Annotated in this window: 18 protein-coding genes; 14 read left to right on the top strand and 4 right to left on the bottom strand. The window is 38.8% G+C overall.

Translation table 11 applies throughout. The features are described from left to right. The 3 genes from IJS99_06775 to IJS99_06765 all read left to right on the top strand — a co-directional run. Positions 1–280: hypothetical protein (locus IJS99_06775; protein ID MBQ7561519.1), on the top strand; the 280-nt coding region annotated here is incomplete at its 5' end. A gap of 24 nt (positions 281–304) precedes the next feature. Beyond that, complete coding sequence (locus IJS99_06770) at positions 305–1363, top strand: hypothetical protein (GenBank protein MBQ7561518.1); 1059 nt, start codon at positions 305–307, stop codon at positions 1361–1363. Positions 1364–1401: 38 nt separating this feature from the next. Continuing rightward, positions 1402–4242, top strand: a complete 2841-nt coding sequence (locus IJS99_06765; GenBank protein ID MBQ7561517.1) for an Hsp70 family protein — start codon at positions 1402–1404, stop codon at positions 4240–4242. Positions 4243–4311: 69 nt separating this feature from the next. Here IJS99_06765 and IJS99_06760 read toward each other — a convergent pair whose 3' ends face one another. From IJS99_06760 to IJS99_06750, 3 genes are all read right to left on the bottom strand, one after another. Beyond that, positions 4312–4893, bottom strand: coding sequence for a flavodoxin (locus IJS99_06760; GenBank protein MBQ7561516.1), 582 nt, complete (start codon positions 4891–4893; stop codon positions 4312–4314). 256 nt (positions 4894–5149) lie between these two features. After that, positions 5150–6493: a cobyrinate a,c-diamide synthase gene (locus IJS99_06755; GenBank protein ID MBQ7561515.1), complete on the bottom strand. Its 1344-nt coding sequence runs from the start codon at positions 6491–6493 to the stop codon at positions 5150–5152. A gap of 92 nt (positions 6494–6585) precedes the next feature. Further along, entirely contained in the window at positions 6586–7086 is a 501-nt protein-coding gene (locus tag IJS99_06750; protein ID MBQ7561514.1) for an energy-coupled thiamine transporter ThiT, read from the bottom strand. Positions 7087–7170: 84 nt separating this feature from the next. Between IJS99_06750 and IJS99_06745 the strand changes: the two genes are divergently transcribed. From IJS99_06745 to ispG, 7 genes are all read left to right on the top strand, one after another. Then, positions 7171–9339 carry a carbohydrate-binding domain-containing protein gene (locus tag IJS99_06745; protein ID MBQ7561513.1) on the top strand — a complete coding sequence of 723 codons (2169 nt, stop codon included), beginning with the start codon at positions 7171–7173 and terminating at the stop codon, positions 9337–9339. Between the two features lie 106 nt (positions 9340–9445). Then, positions 9446–9820 carry a winged helix-turn-helix transcriptional regulator gene (locus tag IJS99_06740; GenBank protein ID MBQ7561512.1) on the top strand — a complete coding sequence of 125 codons (375 nt, stop codon included), beginning with the start codon at positions 9446–9448 and terminating at the stop codon, positions 9818–9820. Positions 9821–9885: 65 nt separating this feature from the next. Next, positions 9886–11736 (top strand): heavy metal translocating P-type ATPase, encoded by a 1851-nt coding sequence (locus IJS99_06735; protein MBQ7561511.1) that lies wholly within the window; start codon positions 9886–9888, stop codon positions 11734–11736. Positions 11737–11818: 82 nt separating this feature from the next. Continuing rightward, positions 11819–12784: a glycosyltransferase gene (locus IJS99_06730; GenBank protein ID MBQ7561510.1), complete on the top strand. Its 966-nt coding sequence runs from the start codon at positions 11819–11821 to the stop codon at positions 12782–12784. Beyond that, positions 12781–13977, top strand: a complete 1197-nt coding sequence (locus tag IJS99_06725) for a pyridoxal phosphate-dependent aminotransferase (protein ID MBQ7561509.1) — start codon at positions 12781–12783, stop codon at positions 13975–13977. Before IJS99_06730 ends, IJS99_06725 begins: the two co-directional genes overlap by 4 nt. 36 nt (positions 13978–14013) lie before the next feature. Next, positions 14014–15060: an RIP metalloprotease RseP gene (gene rseP / locus IJS99_06720; GenBank protein MBQ7561508.1), complete on the top strand. Its 1047-nt coding sequence runs from the start codon at positions 14014–14016 to the stop codon at positions 15058–15060. A gap of 177 nt (positions 15061–15237) precedes the next feature. Then, complete coding sequence (gene ispG, locus IJS99_06715; GenBank protein ID MBQ7561507.1) at positions 15238–16278, top strand: (E)-4-hydroxy-3-methylbut-2-enyl-diphosphate synthase; 1041 nt, start codon at positions 15238–15240, stop codon at positions 16276–16278. On the opposite strand, the gene IJS99_06710 is transcribed toward ispG, so the two are convergent. Continuing rightward, on the bottom strand, positions 16268–16864 hold the full coding sequence (locus tag IJS99_06710; protein MBQ7561506.1) for a sugar O-acetyltransferase: 597 nt from the start codon (positions 16862–16864) through the stop codon (positions 16268–16270). The genes ispG and IJS99_06710 overlap by 11 nt on opposite strands. Positions 16865–17134: 270 nt before the next feature. On the opposite strand from IJS99_06710, the gene IJS99_06705 reads away from it, so the two are divergent. From IJS99_06705 to IJS99_06690, 4 genes are all read left to right on the top strand, one after another. After that, positions 17135–17542 carry a hypothetical protein gene (locus IJS99_06705; GenBank protein MBQ7561505.1) on the top strand — a complete coding sequence of 136 codons (408 nt, stop codon included), beginning with the start codon at positions 17135–17137 and terminating at the stop codon, positions 17540–17542. Further along, complete coding sequence (locus IJS99_06700; protein MBQ7561504.1) at positions 17543–17809, top strand: hypothetical protein; 267 nt, start codon at positions 17543–17545, stop codon at positions 17807–17809. A gap of 24 nt (positions 17810–17833) precedes the next feature. After that, entirely contained in the window at positions 17834–18181 is a 348-nt protein-coding gene (locus IJS99_06695) for a hypothetical protein (protein MBQ7561503.1), read from the top strand. A gap of 4 nt (positions 18182–18185) precedes the next feature. Continuing rightward, a partial coding sequence (locus IJS99_06690; protein MBQ7561502.1) for a hypothetical protein occupies positions 18186–18652 on the top strand: 467 nt, incomplete at its 3' end.

Here is an 18652-nt window from a genome sequence, read left to right as displayed (position 1 = left end):
TAATTTTGCTAGATATAATTCAGGCATTATAATAACTAACTCGGCATATAAAGATTTAAACGCTGTAAATTTTAATATTGACTTCTCACTTCACGAAGATTTTGCGGAAATGAAAAGTTTTATAAAGCAGCTTAATCCCAAACAAGCAATAATAGTACATTGCGGCGGTAAAAGTAATAATGCTGCAAATAATGCTACAATAGAAGACGAAATCATGAAAGACTCAGAATGCCGTACACAATTTATTTTTGCGGAAGATAAGCAGCTGTATATTTTATAAATAATTCAGGAGGTTTGCTAAAAAATGTCAAGTCAGATTTTATCAGGTCGCGCCGATGAAGTTATCAGCGAAATACACGAGAAGATTCAAAGTTTTGTAAGCAAAGCTTATAACGATGAATATGTTAAATACAGGATTGAGAATAATTTATTAGCTTTTCTCTGCAAGAATCAAGACTCATCACCGTCAGAATGCGCGCAGAGTCTTAATTTAACACAAGAGAAAATTTTACGCATATTAAGAGATATGAAAATTGCCAACCCTGAAAAACGTAATAAGCTGCTTAAATGGGCCGATTCACTCGCTGATTTCTACGCAGGCGCATTAACAGGCAGTAAAGAAAGCTTTGATAAACTCGAACAGCAGCGTAAACAGGATTTAGGTTATAGATCACTTCAGGAACGTTTAGCGGCCATTATGATTTATGAGAAATTCCCGGAGATTGACAAGTTCGGCGATAAAGAATTATTATTCAGGCTCGGCTATATTCTTGCAAAAAATTATTTTTATCACATGTATGACGCTTTATGCCATGTCTATGATTTCCCGTTATATAAGCGCAAGAAAAATAAAGAAATACGCCAAATTTCACAAGAACAGGCCGTGAAAAAAATTGACGAACTAGAAAGCGAACTACAGCGCACAAATGAAATGCTCGGCGAACTTCAGGACGAATTCAACGATCAGCTTCAAGAGAGCAAAATTTCAGAACTTACGGATTTTTTTGCAAAACTCAATTCTGACAGATACGGTAATATTTTAGATCAGCTCTTACAAGTGAGGACAGGCATGGACAAATTAAAGAAAGAAGGCTACGAATTACCGATTGAAATAAACGGGTTATTCATAATGGTAAGGCAGCTTATACAGTTTACAAGAGACAGCCATATAGATCCGATTATGAAGCCGCATTCAAAAAAAGAAGTCTGCGCAAATGATATAGAATTCTGCGATTATGAAGGCTCACCATTTGAGTCAGTTAATGACCGCAAAATTATTGAAGTAATCTCACCGGGGTGGGTCTATAAAGATCAAAACGTTCAAATCTCGCGCCCTAGAGTAAAGGAATATATACAAGCATAAATTATATATAAATATAAACATGAAAGGAGCAAAAATTTATGAGTCCTGCAAACACTCGTAATGATCTGTGCATAGGCATAGATTTAGGGACTACTAATTCAGTGCTTGCTACTGTAAATGTACGTCCAAACGGTCAAGTTAAAAGCAAAGTAGTAGATATTTCAAGAGCTTATGATGTCTTTAACAGTGCATTGGGCGAGGCAGCTTTATCCACTGAGAAAAAAACGACTCTGCCTTCATTTGTATTTTATCGGCAAGAGAAAAATTATGAGCCTCTTGTAGGTGATTTCGCAAAACGTCAATATTCTTTAAGGCCGCATTTAGTCGCAAAATCAATCAAAAGTCAAATGGGTAAACCCTTAGCTGAAGGTTTATCGCCTGATATTCCCGACAAGACTCCGGCACAAATTTCATCAAGAATATTACAGCATTTATTACGTGAGGCCTCAAAAATTTATCATTGTCCTATAACTGACGCTGTTATAACTGTACCTGCAAATTTTGATTCTGTAATGTGCAAAGCTACACAGGATGCTGCAGAACTGGCCGGCATATCCGTAAGAAATCCCGACGGTACAGAGAAGCCTATATTATTATCTGAACCAAACGCTATTATTTATGACCTGATAAATCAAATTCAAAACGGTGAAATTTCAGATATAATTCTTGATTTATCTTCAATGAAAAGAGTGCTTGTCTTTGATTTAGGAGGCGGAACACTTGATATTACTCTGCACGAAATAAAGAGACGCAATGAATCACCTGATATTCTCAAAGTAGACGAGATTGCTGCAAACCGTTATACACTACTGGGAGGCGATAATTTTGACGAGGCATTAGCTATCGAAATGTTTAAACGCTATAAGCAGCAATATTCAAAGAATCCCGGCGTTTCTGCACAGCTTGACCAGAAAGAAAATATAATAATGCCTCAATTAAGAACTTATGCCGAATACGTGAAAGTCGGAATCAGTCAGCAATGCAGCGATGATTATAATTCCGGCTGGTATGATGAAGACGAAGAACCTTCAATAGATACAGGCGGCTCTATGGGCGGAATAGGTTATTCTTACTCGGACAATTTCAAGAAATCAGATATTGAAGCAATATTTGCTCCATTTATGGCCAATAACTTGAAATTTGATGATTACAAGAATCTCGAATCAGTCAAGGACACAAAGAATATTATTTATCCTATACTTGATGTCTTAAAGAAAGCAGCTGATAAATTAGGCACTCCTGACGTAAAAATTGATGCCGTAATAGTAAGCGGCGGAATGTCTAAATTTTATATGATAAATGAACGACTCAAAACTTTTTTCGGTTTTGACCCGATCACAGCTTTAGATCCTGACTTGGCCGTAGCAAGGGGAGCAGCAGTATATCATTATTTTCTGAAGCAGCATTCAGAAATTCAGGACAACATGAAAATTATCGGCCAAGAGCTTTCTTCAGTCCCGGCAGAAAAAGCAGAAAAGCCGGAAATTAATCAAGAAATTTTATCCCCCCGCATAAATATCGAACTGGGAGAAGTTATCTTAAATGACGCGCTTTATATGGGCATGAAAAATGGAGCTGTTCACATGATAATCCCGACGGGCGCGGCTCTTCCGTATGAATCACAAATTATGACAGGATTCAGGATTGACCCTTTACAATCAAGAGTAGCTATTCCCATTAAAAGCCGGAATATTGACGGAACTTATAGAACTATAGCTAACGGCAATATTGAATTTACTACAAAATTTTCTGATGGTGCTTATGTAGCTTTTATTATTCACATGAATAAGAGCAAAGTTATCTCAATGAAAGCATGGACAAGCAATGATCTTGAAGGGCAGCAAATAATAGAAGAAGGTACGGCAGAAATCGCAATAAACAGCCCCGAACAGTCAACAGCAAAAGTTAAAATGCTTCCCCCTAAAGGAACGAGATTAAATGCTTTAAGCGAGATAAAAACTTTTGTGCAATTATGCTTGAATCTCTCAAAAGTAAGATCAGGAAGACTCTACTCTATCTCTAAGCAGCGCGAATTAACTGTTAGAATAAGAGACACCGCAGACAATATTATGAACGCTGATAATCATTCAGATTTTATACGTCCCATTCTTGCCGCACTCTCTGACAGCAATACTAACGACGAAGCTAGAATGCGTTTATTCACAATGATACGCCGCCTGTCAAATGAACTCACAGATAATAACCGCAGAAAATTAGCAGAAATATGTATTCAACAGCTGGGAGCAGAAATTTTAGGCATCTCAATGCAGCACAAAGGCCAAAGAATTAATGCTAATATCCAAGCAATTTACGCGCTAAGTATATGCGGGACTCCTGAAATCATGAATAGACTTGAGACGCTCCATAAAAAAAATCAATATATAGGCTCGTGTTTATATTCTCATGCTAAAACTAGAACACAGCTAAAATGGGTAATAAGCACTTTCTTAAATGATATGGCTCTTGAAATGCGTCATGTCGGGAATCATTTACAGTTAAGCGCACATGCAATCGCAGTATCACTAAGAAATGACGGAAGCTGCCCAGTCTCGCAGGAAAAACGGGAAGAGATTTTAAACGCGCTGATTAATGGCATTAACTCAGGGAGAATCAGATCCGATATATTAGTCGTGTGTGTTCTTGCAGTCGGGACAATGTGTGACCGCAGATTTAATCCTTCTGTATTCTCAGAGTCTAAGACTTCAGAGGCCGAAAATTGTATAAATCTTATTCCTAAAATTTACCCGCTCGATCTGTCCTGCAGAGTGGAGCGTAACAGCCAAGTCGCTTTAAAATTAATTCGCGGTGAAAGTCTTGACGAGGACGAAGAAAAATTTTTATTGACAAAATTAGAACTTGATGCAGATATAGATATATAAAATAAATTAATTTCTCCCTCCATGATTCACTCAAAGGGGGAGAATTTTTTTACGAGCTGAATATTTATTTTATAAGCCTAAACTTTTAAGCCATGAATCAATATTCTTTTTTGCGCTGTCAGTGTTATTCTGTGCAGTTGCTCCCCGAACAGCAAGACCCTTCATAACTTGTGAACCCTTTGCAGCTCGTTCTATATTTCTGTCAGTGCGTCCCATTCCGCTGCCTTCATGAGTACAGAAGGGAATTATTTTCTTGCCCTCCCAGTTATGAGCCTCTATAAAAGTATATAAGCACATCGGCAAATCTCCCCACCAAATCGGATAACCCATGAAAATCGTATCGTATTCGCTTATGTCCTTATCTTCAAGAATTGCGGGGCGGGCGTTATTATTCAGCTCATTTTTTGCTACATCAATGCAAGTGTCATAATCTGCAGGATATTTTTTTGCGGGCTTGACCTCGAATAAGTCCGAGCCGGTTTTTTCTGCAATATATTCAGCTAAAATCATAGTATTGCCCTTAAGAATATAGCCGACACTGTAATTCTCATCAGCACGAGAGAACACAAGCACTAAACTTTTTGCACTGGCTGCATTTGCCGAACATGCTAAGACAAGAATAATTAATAATGAGATAAAAATTTTATTCATGTAAAAATTTCCTCCTGATATAAATTAATATTTTTGCGTATTATAAACTGTTAGAGTCTGCTTCAAGTCAAGACAAGCATATAAAAATTTTATTGATTTATTATTTAAATGAGTCGCTCGTTAGTGTTGAGCAGCCCCCGCCAATCCAACAAAATTTATAATTTATTAATGAACATAAGATTATTTGCTCCCCTATGGCATTTAATGAGTCGCTCGTTAGTGTCGAGTAGTGCCCAGCCACCCGCCCCCCCGTAATTTATCGCTCGTTCGAATCTAAAAATTTTGCTGCTAATTTCTCATTCCCGAAAAAGTTTATATGCAAATATGACGCTAATATATTTTCACTCACATAGCCGCATTTATGAGTCTCCCCTGTCTTAGCTCTCACAAACTCAAACGCGCAAGAATCACACGAATCAAGAATAATTCTCGAATAGTGAAATTCATGACCGCAAATAATTTTATTTAAATCACAAAGAATATTATCACTTAACGCCCGCGCTTGAATATAGCCTATAACTGGTTTACTTGTCATTATAGAATCTGCATTTATCAGGCCTGACATCTCGAAAATATTTCCGTGTAAATCTTTTAGACTCCTGCATAAATACATGAATCCCCCGCACTCCGCTAAAATTTTTTTGTTGCAATTTCTCACGCTTTCTAACATTGAACGATTACGCGATAATTTATCCGCAAAAATTTCAGGAAATCCCCCGCCGAAAATATACCCGTCTGCACCGGGCAATTCTTTATCATGAATGGGCGAGAAATATATTAATTTTGCGCCGAGCTTCTCAAGTGTAATCAAACTTTCAGGATAATAGAAATTAAATGCTTCATCATGGGCGACTGCAATAACTTTTTTGCGAGATAATTTTTTTGCGGGCTTATATTCAAGTTTTAAGGCCGGTGCAGTTTGTGAGATTCTCAAAATTTCGTCAAGATTTATAGATTCCTCGATTAATTGTGCTAAGTCGTCATAATTAAAAATTTTCTGCTCGTTGACTGGAGTCAGCCCTAAATTACGTTCAGGAATCATTATATTATTATCTCGCTTGATTGCCCCTAAAAAATTTATATTTGAGCGTCTTAATTCATCGGCGATAATTTTAACGTGAGAGTCAGACCCTGCAAAATTTATGATTACTCCGGCGAGATTTATATTTTTGTCGTAATCGCGAAAACCTGACGCAATAGCCCCGACGCTTTCACCGAGTGATTTTGCGTTTATGACGAGAATAACAGGACAATTTAATAATTTTGCTATACTGGCCGAACTGTGAGTCCCTCCGTCATAGAGTCCCATTGCGCCCTCGATTACTGCAAAATTTTTATCCTGTGAAGTCAGCGCGAAAAGTTTTCTTGTTAAATCTTGACTCATCAGCCAAGTATCGAGATTATAGGCCTCGCAATTTCCTGAATGCCTTAAATATTGCGGATCTATATAGTCCGGGCCGGTCTTGTAAGCTGAAATTTTATAGCCCCGTATGCTTAATATTCTCAAGAGTCCGCATGTTATAGTAGTCTTGCCTGAACTGCTGGAAGCTCCTGATATAATTATTCGCGGAGTCTTTATAGAAATAAAATTTTCATTCATGAATATATTATATCTCGTAAAAATTTCGTGATAAATTATTTATTAGCATTCATGACGCGCCATAAATCAAGCCGTGATAAAATTTGCTGCTATTAAATTAACACTTTCTCTAAATATTTCCATAAAATCAAAGCCGCTGCTCCTGATAAAATATACAAGCCTCCGAGTATAGGCACATTAACAGCAAGCGAATATATAAAAGGGTTCTGGCCTTCAGGTGCAAATTGAGAAAAAAATATTACGCCTGATATTACACTGCATGAAATAGTTCCCAGTGCCGCAATTATGAGCCCTAAAATTTTAGGTCGTATCGCAGCAAATCCCACGCAGGCAAATGCTAAAGGATAATCAAGCAAAACTTGAATAATATTCATGAAATAACCGCCTAATATGCACCTGATAAGGCCGAATACTGCACCGGAAATCACGCCGATTTTAAAGCCTCGTCTATAAGTCAATATAATAAGCGGTGTGAGTTCAAAACTTATCGCGCCGTCCTGTGAAAATCTAAACAAGAAAAATTGCGATAATATAAACGATAATGCTATACATAATGACCCCTCGACTATTGAGACCGTTTTATTTTGCTGCATAATTCTTGAAATCTCATAAATTTAAATTATTTTTTCTGTTATAATCTAAACATTATTATTTTACAAGGGAGGAATCCTCTAAAAATGTTCAAAAAATTTTCATATTTTATTTATATCTCGTTAATGGCTTTGTTAGTCGTGTCATTATCGGGGTGCGGAGGCAGCAGCAGTAATTTTCTATATTATGATGACAGCAGCGAGACAGTAACGAATCCGGCTGAAGTCTTCAGTATTGCATCGCCTTCATTACAGCGCGGAGAAACTTATAGAATCTTTCAGGGTGCAACTCTCAACAACGCGAGCGGAGACCCAAGAATCTATATCGCTCCGATTTCAAATCCTGTAAATACTCAGGCAGCATTAAATCTCGGCTTTAATGACGAGTTCACCGGCGAGTCAATCGTCATAATGCGCAACAGTGATAACCGCGTAGTATTCGCCTATAATCCTAATGGTACAGGCACGGACACGACAAGCTCACAAGTAACTCACTCAGGCGGGACTCAATTAGGTTATACAGGCCTCACTATTCCTGCAAGCTATGTTACTAATTCCGCGTTGACTTATGACGACAGCAACGTAATTGATATTATTCTTAACGGATCAACAGCAACGGAAAAAATAGGAAGCACTGAGACAAATATTCCTGAAACTCCCTTTGTTTGGCACGCTGATCCCCAGCACGTCGGCGAATACTGGACGTTAAACGGCAATGAATACGACGAGGATCAATATTTGAATAATGTCTCGACAACTGAAGAAGGCGGATTATATATTGCCCGTGATGTTCGCTACACAAATAGTGATTTGACTTTTACGGCCTCACAGACTGCAGTTAAAGACGAAGACACAGAATATGTAGTATATTATGATACGACTTCAAGCGTTGTCAGTGCAGAAATTGCCGATATAGTTGCAGACAAGGGCAGTGAATTCGGAGGGCCTTATATTTTCGCGACTCTTCCTACTCAAATGGCAGGAATGGGCGGCGGCGGAATGATGCCCGGCAGCGGCGATAACGGCGGAATGTTCCCCGGAACTGGCAGCGGAGACATGCCGACACCTCCGGACGGAAATATGCCCAGTGGAGATCGTCCTTCATTACCGGGACTCACTGTTTCAGCAACGACTGACAGCAGCATAACAGCTTATAGCACAATGACTCACTCAGCAAGCGAGGCATATAATAATCCCGTTTTACACATTACACAGCCCGGAACTTACAGACTTTCAGGAAAATGGCACGGTCAAATTTGGATCGACGCAGGCGATGACGATGACTCTGACGCAGTAGTTACGATTATACTTAACGGCGTAGAAGTTAGCTGCGATGTTGCTCCGGCCCTAGTTTTTCATGATGTCTACGAGTGCGGATCTGCTGACGAAACAGTATCGGCTAATTCATGGAAGACTCTGGGAACTGATACAATAACAAGCAAAGCAGGCGCAAGAGTCATTATTGCAGACGGAACGACAAATAATTTTACGGGCGCAAATGTCTACAGAATATTAAAACTTGAGCCTAAGAGTTCAGCTGCAAAAGTTAACGGCACTGATATAAGCGATCAGAAAAAAATGTACAAGATGGATGCAGCGTTTTATTCGTTTGTCTCTATGGTAATCGGAGCAGAGAGCAGCACAGCTTCAGGGAGTCTGAATATTACTTCTACGACTCTTGAAGGACTCGGCACTGATTTGCATTTAGTCATAGACAGCGGCAAAATCAGCGTAACAGCTCCCGACGATGCAATTAACGTGAATGAAGATGATATTTCAGTTTTTACCATGAACGCAGGCACTCTGACAGCTACATCAACGGGCGGAGACGGAATCGACTCAAACGGCTATGTAACAATTAACGGCGGAACTCTGAACCTCACAGCAGGAAGCCAGCTGCAAAATTCAGCAGGTGAGGCAGGTATAGACGCAGAAAAGGGCGTATATATTTCTGACAGCGCGACAATAAATTGGACTGCAGCAAGTGGCAGCGGGGGCGGCGGGACTCCTCCAGACGGCGGACAACCAGGAAGCGACGACGTTACACCGGGCGGCGAGGGAAGTTCTGACATGTCAAAATATGAAGACACAGTAATTCAGACTCAATACGGCGAGACAGATATTTCATTTAATGGAATACTTGACGATGATATGGCAGCTTATCCCAGAACAGTTTTAGAGTCCGACACAGTATTTACTCTTGAGACTAACAGGGAAGTTAATACATTCTCAGGCATTAAGAAACTTAATTTTTAAGCAATCACGAAATTTTTAACAGGGGAGGCTCCGGCTTCCCTTTTTTTATTGCTTATTGCAGAGTGTGAGATAATTTATATTATTTACTAGCAAAGGACTTGAAAGAATGAATATAAATTTGCCGCATGATCATAATACTAATATAAAATATGTGCTCGATAACATGCCCGATAACGAGAAATTTATTAACACAGCTGAAATTTTCCAGAAACTGGGAGATCCTACACGACTAAAAATTTTATGGATATTATTTCACAGCCGTGAATGTGTCTCGGATATTGCCGCAGCCGTCGGAATGAGCAAAGCCGTTATATCACATCACCTGCAAATTTTAAAGCGCGCTAATCTCGTTAATACTCAAAGGATCGGGCAAGAAATTCACTACTCATTTAATGACTCCTTACCTGAAGCAGATTTATTACACGCCACTATTGAAGCAATTTTTAATATTAAATGCCCCGTGATTGACGGAAATTTTTAACGCGCTATAATGTCAAATATTCAAATGAATGTTTGATTATTTATTTCACAGGAGGGTAATACAAAATGTGTCGGACTCTTGCTCGTGTAGTCCTGTCAATTATTTTGCTTGTAATTCTTAATTTCGTGCCTGTTAATGGCTGGGCAAAATTCGCGCTTTATCTCGTGCCTTATTTAATAGCCGGTTATGATGTCTTGCTTGAATCTCTTGACGGAATCAGAGAACGTGAAATCTTTGACGAAAATTTTTTGATGTCAATAGCGACTATAGGGGCGTTGTGTCTAGCTTATTATGACGACGGGAATTATATAGAAGCCTCTGCAGTAATGATATTTTACAAGATAGGCGAACTCTTTGAGGACTACGCAGTTGACAAGAGCCGGGAGAATATCACAAATTTAAAGAATCTCAAGCCCGATTATGCAAATATAGAAGTAAATAGCTCGCTTGAAAGAGTCCCCCCTGAAAGTGTGAAAACTGGCAGCATTATAATTGTCAAGCCCGGCGAAAAAATCCCGATTGACGGCGTTATAATTTCGGGAAGTTCAGCACTCGACATGAAAGCTCTAACCGGTGAAAGTTTACCTAAAAATTTTACTGAAGGCGACGAGGTTATAAGCGGCTCCGTAAATCTCGAACGTGTAATCAAAATCAGGACAACCCGCGAATATAAGGACTCAACGGCTGCGAAAATTTTAGAACTCGTAGAGAACTCAAGCACTAACAAGGCCAAGACTGAAAAATTTATTTCACGTTTCGCAAAATTTTATACTCCCGCTGTGTGTATATGCGCGCTCGGTCTTGCATTTATTCCGGCTTTAATAACTGGCTGGGCAAATTTCGATAAATGGCTTTATAGGTCGTTGACTTTTCTCGTGATTAGCTGTCCTTGTGCGTTAGTTATTAGTATTCCACTAACTTTTTTTGCGGGAATCGGCGGGGCTGGCCGGGCTGGTATTCTCGTGAAGGGCTCTAACTTTCTTGAAAGACTCTCAAAAATTTCTTGTGCTGTGTTCGACAAAACAGGGACTTTAACGCGCGGAGTCTTTGAAGTTACTGCTATGCATCCTGATATTATAGACTCTCAAGAATTATTACACTTGGCCGCCCATGTTGAAAGATTCTCAAATCATCCCGTAGCAGAGTCTTTAAAGCGTGCCTATCAAAACGAGTCAGACTCGTGTATTATAACACAATCTGAAGAAATCCCCGGCTATGGAGTCAGGGCTAAAGTCAATAATAATATTATTTGCGTGGGTAATGCGAAATTTATGAGCTTGATTAAAGCAGATCTCAAACCTTGCGAGAAATGCAGCAAATCTAAAGCAGGAACTATTATTCATGTTGCTATTAATAATATTTATGCCGGTCATATAGTAATCTCGGATATAATAAAGCAAGGCTCAAAATCTGCAATAGAGAAATTAAAAGCGTCCGGAGTCAAAAAAATTATAATGCTCACAGGCGATAATTATAACTCAGCTAAAGAAGTCGCCGACTCACTGGGAATAAATGAATTTTACTCGGAATTATTGCCAGCCGATAAAGTAAGCAGGCTCGAAAATCTTTCAAGTTCAGGCATAACAGCTTTTATAGGTGACGGAATAAATGACGCTCCAGTAATTGCCCGTGCTGATGTAGGAATTGCGATGGGTGCGCTAGGTTCAGACGCAGCAATTGAGGCCGCCGACGTCGTATTAATGGACGATGACCCGCAAAAAGTCTCGCAGGCTGTAAAAATTTCTCGCAAAGTAATGCGCATAGTTAAGCAAAATATTTATTTTTCCGTCGGGATTAAATTATTATGCTTGGCACTGGGAGCTATGGGACTTGCTGATATGTGGCTTGCTGTGTTCGCAGATGTAGGAGTAATGATTCTTGCTGTGTTGAATGCTGTCAGGGCGTTATTCGTGTGATAAAATAAATAAAATTTTACGCAGGAGGACTCTTGACAAATGACAAGTAATAACGTTACAAGGCACAAGGCCATTATTATCCGTGATTATTCCCGTTTATAATGTCGAGAAATATTTAAATAAGTGCGTTCAAAGCGTAGTGAATCAGACATATACGAATCTTGAAATAATATTAGTTGATGACGGTTCAACGGATAACAGCCCGGCAATTTGCGACGAATGGGCAAAACGAGACCCGCGAGTCAGAGTCATTCATAAAGAAAACGGCGGCGCAGGAGATTCCCGTAATGCTGCACTTGATACAGTGAAGAGTCCTCTAATCGGAATAGTTGACAGCGATGATTATATTTTGCCCGATATGTACGAGAAATTATATAATGCAATGATAGAGAATGACGCAGATATGAGTATATGCACTTTTTCTCTAATTGATGCAAATGATAATCCACTTCCGCGAAAAAGAATAATGATTGAATCTCATTGTGAAGTATTTTCACGTGAAGAGGCATTTAATGCTTACGAAAAACCTCAATATTCTTTTGAATACGATGTATTGTGGACAAAATTATATAAATCTGAAATCTTTAACTGGATTCGGTTTCCTAAAGGAAATAAACACGACGACTCAGCTACAAAACATAGAATAATCGGAGCTTGCAATAAAATAGTACTCTTGAATGAAGTGTTATGTGTTCATAGATATCATGATAAAAGTGTAATGGGTATTCTTTCGCAAAAATACTTTGATATTCACGATTTCCATGACAAAGAATTTATAGCTCAAGACCGTTATAATTATTTCATGAGCATTAACAGGCCTGATATAGCAGTAAAATCTTTTAGATTTGCACATTCTACGTTGGCTAGTACTCTTAAAAAAGTTAATTATTTACAATATAGGCACGAAATATCCCCCTTTTTGAGCGAGACAATATGCGGATTAATTAAATCTTGCAAGTTCACATACTGGCTTCGAGCTTTGAATCTTGTACGATTGCTATTTTGTAGTATATTTAGGCCATATTTACACGAGGAGCAAATAAAATGAAATATAATTTTGAGACCGTACACAAGAGATTTAACACAGGTTCAGGCAAATGGGACGAGCTGGCAAAATTCGGCATTGACGAGTCAGAAAATATAATACCGTTTTCAGTTGCAGATATGGAATTCACAACAGCACCGGAAATTATTGACGCGCTAAAAAACGAACTCGATAATTCAATTATGGGCTATGCAAACCCGACACGAGAATATTTAGAGACTGTATGTAACTGGATGAGGACTCGGCATAACTGGGACGCAAAACCTGAATGGATATTAAACACGCATGGAGTAGTAGACGCATTTTTTGAGATCGTCAAGACCTTCACGAATCCCGGCGACGGCGTTATGTTATTGACTCCTGTATATTATCCCATGTATATGTCTATAGAATTTAATAGAAGAGTCTTAGTTGACTGCAAATTAATTGACACTGGAACGAGTTATATAATAGATTTTGACGATTTCGAGCGCAAGGCAGCAGATCCTAACACGAAAATTTTTATACTTTGCAGCCCTCATAATCCCATCGGGCGAGTCTGGACTCGTGAAGAGTTAATCAAAATGGGCGAAATCTGCCTAAAATATAACGTGCTTATTATCAGTGATGAGATTCATAATGATTTAATAATGCCCGGTTATACTCACACTGTTTTTGCTGCGATTAATAAAGAGTTCGAGCTTAATTCTATAATTTGCACTGCTCCGAGTAAAAGTTTTAATATTGCAGGTTTGCAGACTTCAAATATATTTATTCCTGATGAGAAATTGCGCGGGGAATATTTTAACGCGTTGAGACTCACAAATCCAAATCCTAAGTGCAATATTTTAGGCTACAGGGCATGTGAGGCGGCTTATAAATATTGTGCTGACTGGCTCGATCAGGCAATTAATATTATTGACACGAATAAAAAAATTATTGTAGACTTTCTTGCGCGTGAAATTCCCTCAATAAAAGCATATGACCTCGAAGGCACTTACTTATTATGGCTTGACTGCCGCGGGCTTGGCCTGAGTTATAAGGAACTCGAAAAAGTGAATCACACTCAAGCAAAATTATTTTTCGACGAGGGCTATATATTCGGGAAGCAGGGAGAATGTTTTGAGCGTTGGAATATAGCATGTCCTACGAGTTATATAAATGAAGCACTAGAGCGCATGAAAGAGGCTTATACTCAAGCGGCAAATTTACGCTAAAATATTATATTTATTTATAACAGGAGGCACTAAAAATTGTTGGCTAGCATAATAGCTTTTATTATAGTCATTGCAGTATGTGTTATAGTTCATGAATACGGGCATTATATCACTGCTAAGATTTTAGGCGTTCAAGTTCATGAATTCGCTTTTGGAATGGGCCCGGCGATTTTACAGCACAGGGATAAAAATAATATGCTTTGGTCGCTAAGAATTTTGCCGATCGGGGGATTTTGCAGACTCGCAGGAATGGACGAAGAGGACGACGGCGAGGAAGTTATACCGGGACAAGGTTTTAACGAGCAGCCCGCTTGGAAAAGATTCTTTATTTTACTGAACGGCTCATTATTTAATATTTTGCTTGCTGTGCTATTAACTGCAATATTTCTTTACGGTCATGGAGTTCTTGACATGAATCACACTAGAATCGGTGAAATTATGCCGGGATTCCCGTCTGAGATTGCAGGCTTGAGAGCTGGCGACGAGATTCTAAAGGTGAATAATATAAACGTGTCAAAGTGGCGCGAGATGTCCGAGAAAATTCGCGACGAGAGTCTGAAGGATTCAAATATAAAACTTGAAATCAGGCGCGATCAAGAAATCATAAATATTTCCGTTAATGTCCCAGTCAATAAAGAATACGGGCGGCCGATGTTAGGCGTTTCTCCTTCTTATGAGCGTTATGGATTTCTTCAGGCTTTAACGAGTTCAGCCGGATATACTTATAGAATGAGCATGATGATGCTGCGCGGACTCTATGAATTAATTACGCAAAAACGAGACGCAGACGTAACCGGGCCGGTCGGGATTGCTTCAATGTCAGGGCGTGCAATGAGGTCGGGACTATGGGATTTCATAACGTTTATAGCAATTATCGCGCTGAATCTTGGCATATTGAATTTATTTCCGATTCCTGCACTTGACGGAGGGCGAATATTATTTGTCTTGCTTGAGATGATTGTAAGACGCAGGCTCCCCGAAAAAGTCGAGTCATGGATTCATACGGCGGGATTTGTGCTGTTAATTTCGTTAATGATTCTTGTAACATGCAAGGACGTATATAATTTATTCATGACGCATTAAATTTTTATATTTGGCGAAGAGTAAATTATAGGCGGGCGGGTGGGCGGGGATCACTGATTCATTTGAAAAACTAATTAAAATCTTTGAGTGGGCAAAATGTTCCCGTAATTATTGCGGGATTATTTTTTTATGGCTGCATATTATAATTATTATAAAATTTTTGAACGGGTGAATTTCATGTATAGCAAGAATCAAGTAAATATAAATTCTCTAACAATAGGCGGCTCTGCTCCTGTCAGAGTCGAAAGTATGCTGAAAATTTCGTTGGATAAGCGCGAAGAGTGTTTATCACAGTGTGAAAGATTAATTAATTCGGGCTGTGAGATGGCACGGGCTGCACTTCCTGACAAAAAATTTGCTGATGACTTAAAATATTTAGTCTCTCACACGAAATTAACTATAATGGCCGATATACATTTTGATCCTGTTTTAGCTATTCTAGCAATGGAGTCGGGCTGCCGGGCAATCCGCATAAATCCCGGTAACATGCCATTAAATAAATTAAATGATGTAATAATTACTGCGAAAAATTTAGGCGTTGTAATACGAATCGGAGCAAACGGCGGTTCACTCTCGCAATCTCAGCTAGAACAAGCAAAAGGAGACAGGGCACAGGCACTATTTATCGCAGTAAGTGAGCAGGCAAATTTATTATTAAATAACAATTTCACGAATATAATACTCTCTGCAAAGTCTTCAAATGTGAATGAGTGTGTTAATGCAAATAAATTAATCGCAAAAAATTATCCTGACTTCCCTATGCATATAGGCTTGACTGAAGCGGGGCCGGGCGACGGCGGAATCGTAAAGGGTACGGCTTGCATTGCGAATTTATTATCACAGGGGATCGGCGACACTTTGAGAGTCTCACTTACTGACGAGCCCGAACGTGAAGTAAGAGTCGGCTATGAAATATTGAAGGCTCTTGATTTGCGAGTCAGGGGTGTGAATTTAATTTCTTGTCCGACATGCGGAAGACGGCGGGCTGATGTCATGAAACTTGTAAAAATTGTTGAGCCTTTATTAAAGAATTTGCCGGACGGTGTATCAGTTGCCGTGATGGGCTGTGAAGTGAACGGCCCTAAGGAAGCAAGACACGCACAATTCGGAATAGCAGGAACTCCCGGAGGTGCTGTATTATTCCGGGAGGGTCAATCAGTCGGTGAATATGATTTTTCCGAGCTTGAAAAAGTTTTGCCGGGCTTTCTTACTCTTTAACCTGAATAATTTCGCGAATAACTTTACAGGGGACTCCGACGGCTAAAGAATTCGGGGGGATGTCGCGCGTTACTACACTCCCGGCACCTATTACACAGCCCGCACCGATTTTGACTCCGGCAGTAACTGTAACATTTCCGGCAAGCCAGCAATTTGACTCTATAATAATCGGCTTCCCATATTCTTGAATAATTAAATCTCCGTTTGGATTCATTCGGGGATTTCTTTTTGCGTATTCGAGCGGATGAAGTGGAGTCAAGAGTGATACATTATTGCCTAGCATTACATTATCGCCGATATAGACCGGGCAGACATCTAAAATTGTCGTGTTGAAATTCGCGTAAAAATTTCGCCCGATGTGAATATTAACTCCGTAGTCAAAATAAATAGGCCCCTGAAAATAAATCTCGTCGGGGTCATAATCCGGCAATAACTCACGCAAGATTAAATATTTTAATTCGTCCTCGTCGTCGATTATATTATTATATTGAGCGCATAATTTATGAGCCCTTTGACGCAATTTAACGAGTTCGGGATCTGTAGGATTATATAATTCTCCTGCTGTCATTTTTTCGCGTTCTGTCATGAATAATTATCTCCTTAAAATTTATATACAAGAAAAATTTTTGCCCCTCGTGAAGTCTTATTATCACTCATAAAAATTAATATTTTTGTAGCTGTAAAACTTGTATTTTTTCGTAAAATTTCTAGCTCAAACAGTGTCATTATATCATGAAAATTTCAGTAATTTTTTTGTAATATAAAATCAGTATTTCTCATAATACCCCCCTCCCCTGTAAAATGTAATAAAATCTTTGCGTATAAAATTTTTAACTTTTTCAGGAGGTCAAAATTTATGGAGGTATCACTCATGAGTTTATTTGCACTTGGCGGCGGATCTTTTGCGGCTGGCTGTATAATTGACAGGATAATCAGCAAATTTCAAGCTGATAAACGCGAAGAGGCCGAGAAAACTTTAATACGTAATTTCGGGGCATTGTCAACTTCTACAAGTTTTTCATTTGATGAGGTCATGAACTGGATAGAAGCACACGACGAATTAATGCAAAATGGCTGTGATGCTCTTGTCTTCAAAGCAAATAACGAGACTTTAAAGCTCGTCAATAAGCAATTTAATATTAACTTCAACAAGAAAAATATTCAAGCTTCTTTGCTCGTGAAATATGAATCTCTTGATAAACGCCTAGAGAATGAAATGGTTTCCGGAAATGGAACGCTCATAATAGAAGGAGGCGCAAAATAAATGTGGGATTTATTATTCAAACTCGGAGCTGCTGTACTGATCGGCGGTGCTGCTGTTGCTGCTGTTTACGTCATAAAAGGTGTAATCAATAAGTATACGATTCAACAGACAATGCGCGACAAAGATATACAAGAGGCCATTATCGAGAATGTATACAGGAGCGCAAAAAAAGTTAAGTTAAAGGATGTCAGGCGCAATTCAAGTTTTGAGATTACTGGCGACGAAATTTCAGACGAGATCTCAGAAGGCATGAAAATTTACGCATAAAAAATTTTGTAGGAGGATAAATAAATGTTATTTAGTTTATTAGGCTGGGGAGCTTTAGCTGTTCTAGGATATTTTCTCGTGAAGTTCACTATAAAATTTGTATGGGACAAGATAGACAAGTATTTCACCGAGAAAAAAATCGATAGTGCTATTGTAGCTGAAATTCCCTCAGTTATGGAAAAATGCAAGAATACTAGATCATATGAGGCACTTAAGGCAGCACGCGAAAAAGGTTATACACACGTTACGGCGAAGACTTCAGGCGGAAAAATTGACGGCGGAGTTGAAATTTACAAAGATACTCTTGACACACCCGACAAAGAAGTAAAAAATTTGCTAGGTCAAGAAAAAATGGTAATAATCGAGCGCTAAAATCATGAAAATATTTATCTGTTTACCTGATAATAACGAGTCAAGTCAAAAAATTTTATGCGAGAAATTATGCGCCTCTCTCAAAAAATTTTACGGTATAATAAATTCACGTGATATAGAGTTCTTCACCAGCAATAAAAGAATTATATATATTATGAATGAGTCTTTACGTGCTGACTATGACTCTGAAATAATTAATATCATTCGTGATATAACAGGCCAAGATTCAGACGTGAAATTAAATTACAGCCGTGTGAATCCAAATTTTAGGCCGGTAAATCAAGAAATCGCAAAAGAGTCCGGCAATAATAATAGCGAGTTCGACTATAAAAAATTATCGCTAAATTACCACGCCGAAGAGCCTAGATACACTTTTGATCAACTAATTTTGCCTGAATATACACTAAAGCGCATAAAAGAATCAGCAGACATGATTTCTCCCGACGTAAGAGAAATAGTATTTAATGAATG

The organism is Synergistaceae bacterium, assembly GCA_017444345.1.
In the GTDB taxonomy this organism is placed as follows: Bacteria; Synergistota; Synergistia; order Synergistales; family Aminobacteriaceae; genus JAFUXM01.
The sequence above is the reverse complement of the archived record's forward strand: the minus strand, read 5'-3'. Positions and strand labels throughout refer to the sequence as shown.

Coding starts and splice junctions, on each gene's coding strand:
- IJS99_06710 (MBQ7561506.1), bottom strand. CDS start 16,864: ATGACAGAACGCGAAAAAATGACAGCAGGAGAATTATATAATCCTACA.
- IJS99_06735 (MBQ7561511.1), top strand. CDS start 9,886: ATGTGTCGGACTCTTGCTCGTGTAGTCCTGTCAATTATTTTGCTTGTA.
- IJS99_06765 (MBQ7561517.1), top strand. CDS start 1,402: ATGAGTCCTGCAAACACTCGTAATGATCTGTGCATAGGCATAGATTTA.
- IJS99_06740 (MBQ7561512.1), top strand. CDS start 9,446: ATGAATATAAATTTGCCGCATGATCATAATACTAATATAAAATATGTG.
- IJS99_06750 (MBQ7561514.1), bottom strand. CDS start 7,086: ATGCAGCAAAATAAAACGGTCTCAATAGTCGAGGGGTCATTATGTATA.
- ispG (MBQ7561507.1), top strand. CDS start 15,238: ATGTATAGCAAGAATCAAGTAAATATAAATTCTCTAACAATAGGCGGC.
- IJS99_06695 (MBQ7561503.1), top strand. CDS start 17,834: ATGTTATTTAGTTTATTAGGCTGGGGAGCTTTAGCTGTTCTAGGATAT.
- IJS99_06745 (MBQ7561513.1), top strand. CDS start 7,171: ATGTTCAAAAAATTTTCATATTTTATTTATATCTCGTTAATGGCTTTG.
- IJS99_06700 (MBQ7561504.1), top strand. CDS start 17,543: ATGTGGGATTTATTATTCAAACTCGGAGCTGCTGTACTGATCGGCGGT.
- IJS99_06725 (MBQ7561509.1), top strand. CDS start 12,781: ATGAAATATAATTTTGAGACCGTACACAAGAGATTTAACACAGGTTCA.
- IJS99_06705 (MBQ7561505.1), top strand. CDS start 17,135: ATGGAGGTATCACTCATGAGTTTATTTGCACTTGGCGGCGGATCTTTT.
- IJS99_06760 (MBQ7561516.1), bottom strand. CDS start 4,893: ATGAATAAAATTTTTATCTCATTATTAATTATTCTTGTCTTAGCATGT.
- IJS99_06755 (MBQ7561515.1), bottom strand. CDS start 6,493: ATGAATGAAAATTTTATTTCTATAAAGACTCCGCGAATAATTATATCA.
- IJS99_06770 (MBQ7561518.1), top strand. CDS start 305: ATGTCAAGTCAGATTTTATCAGGTCGCGCCGATGAAGTTATCAGCGAA.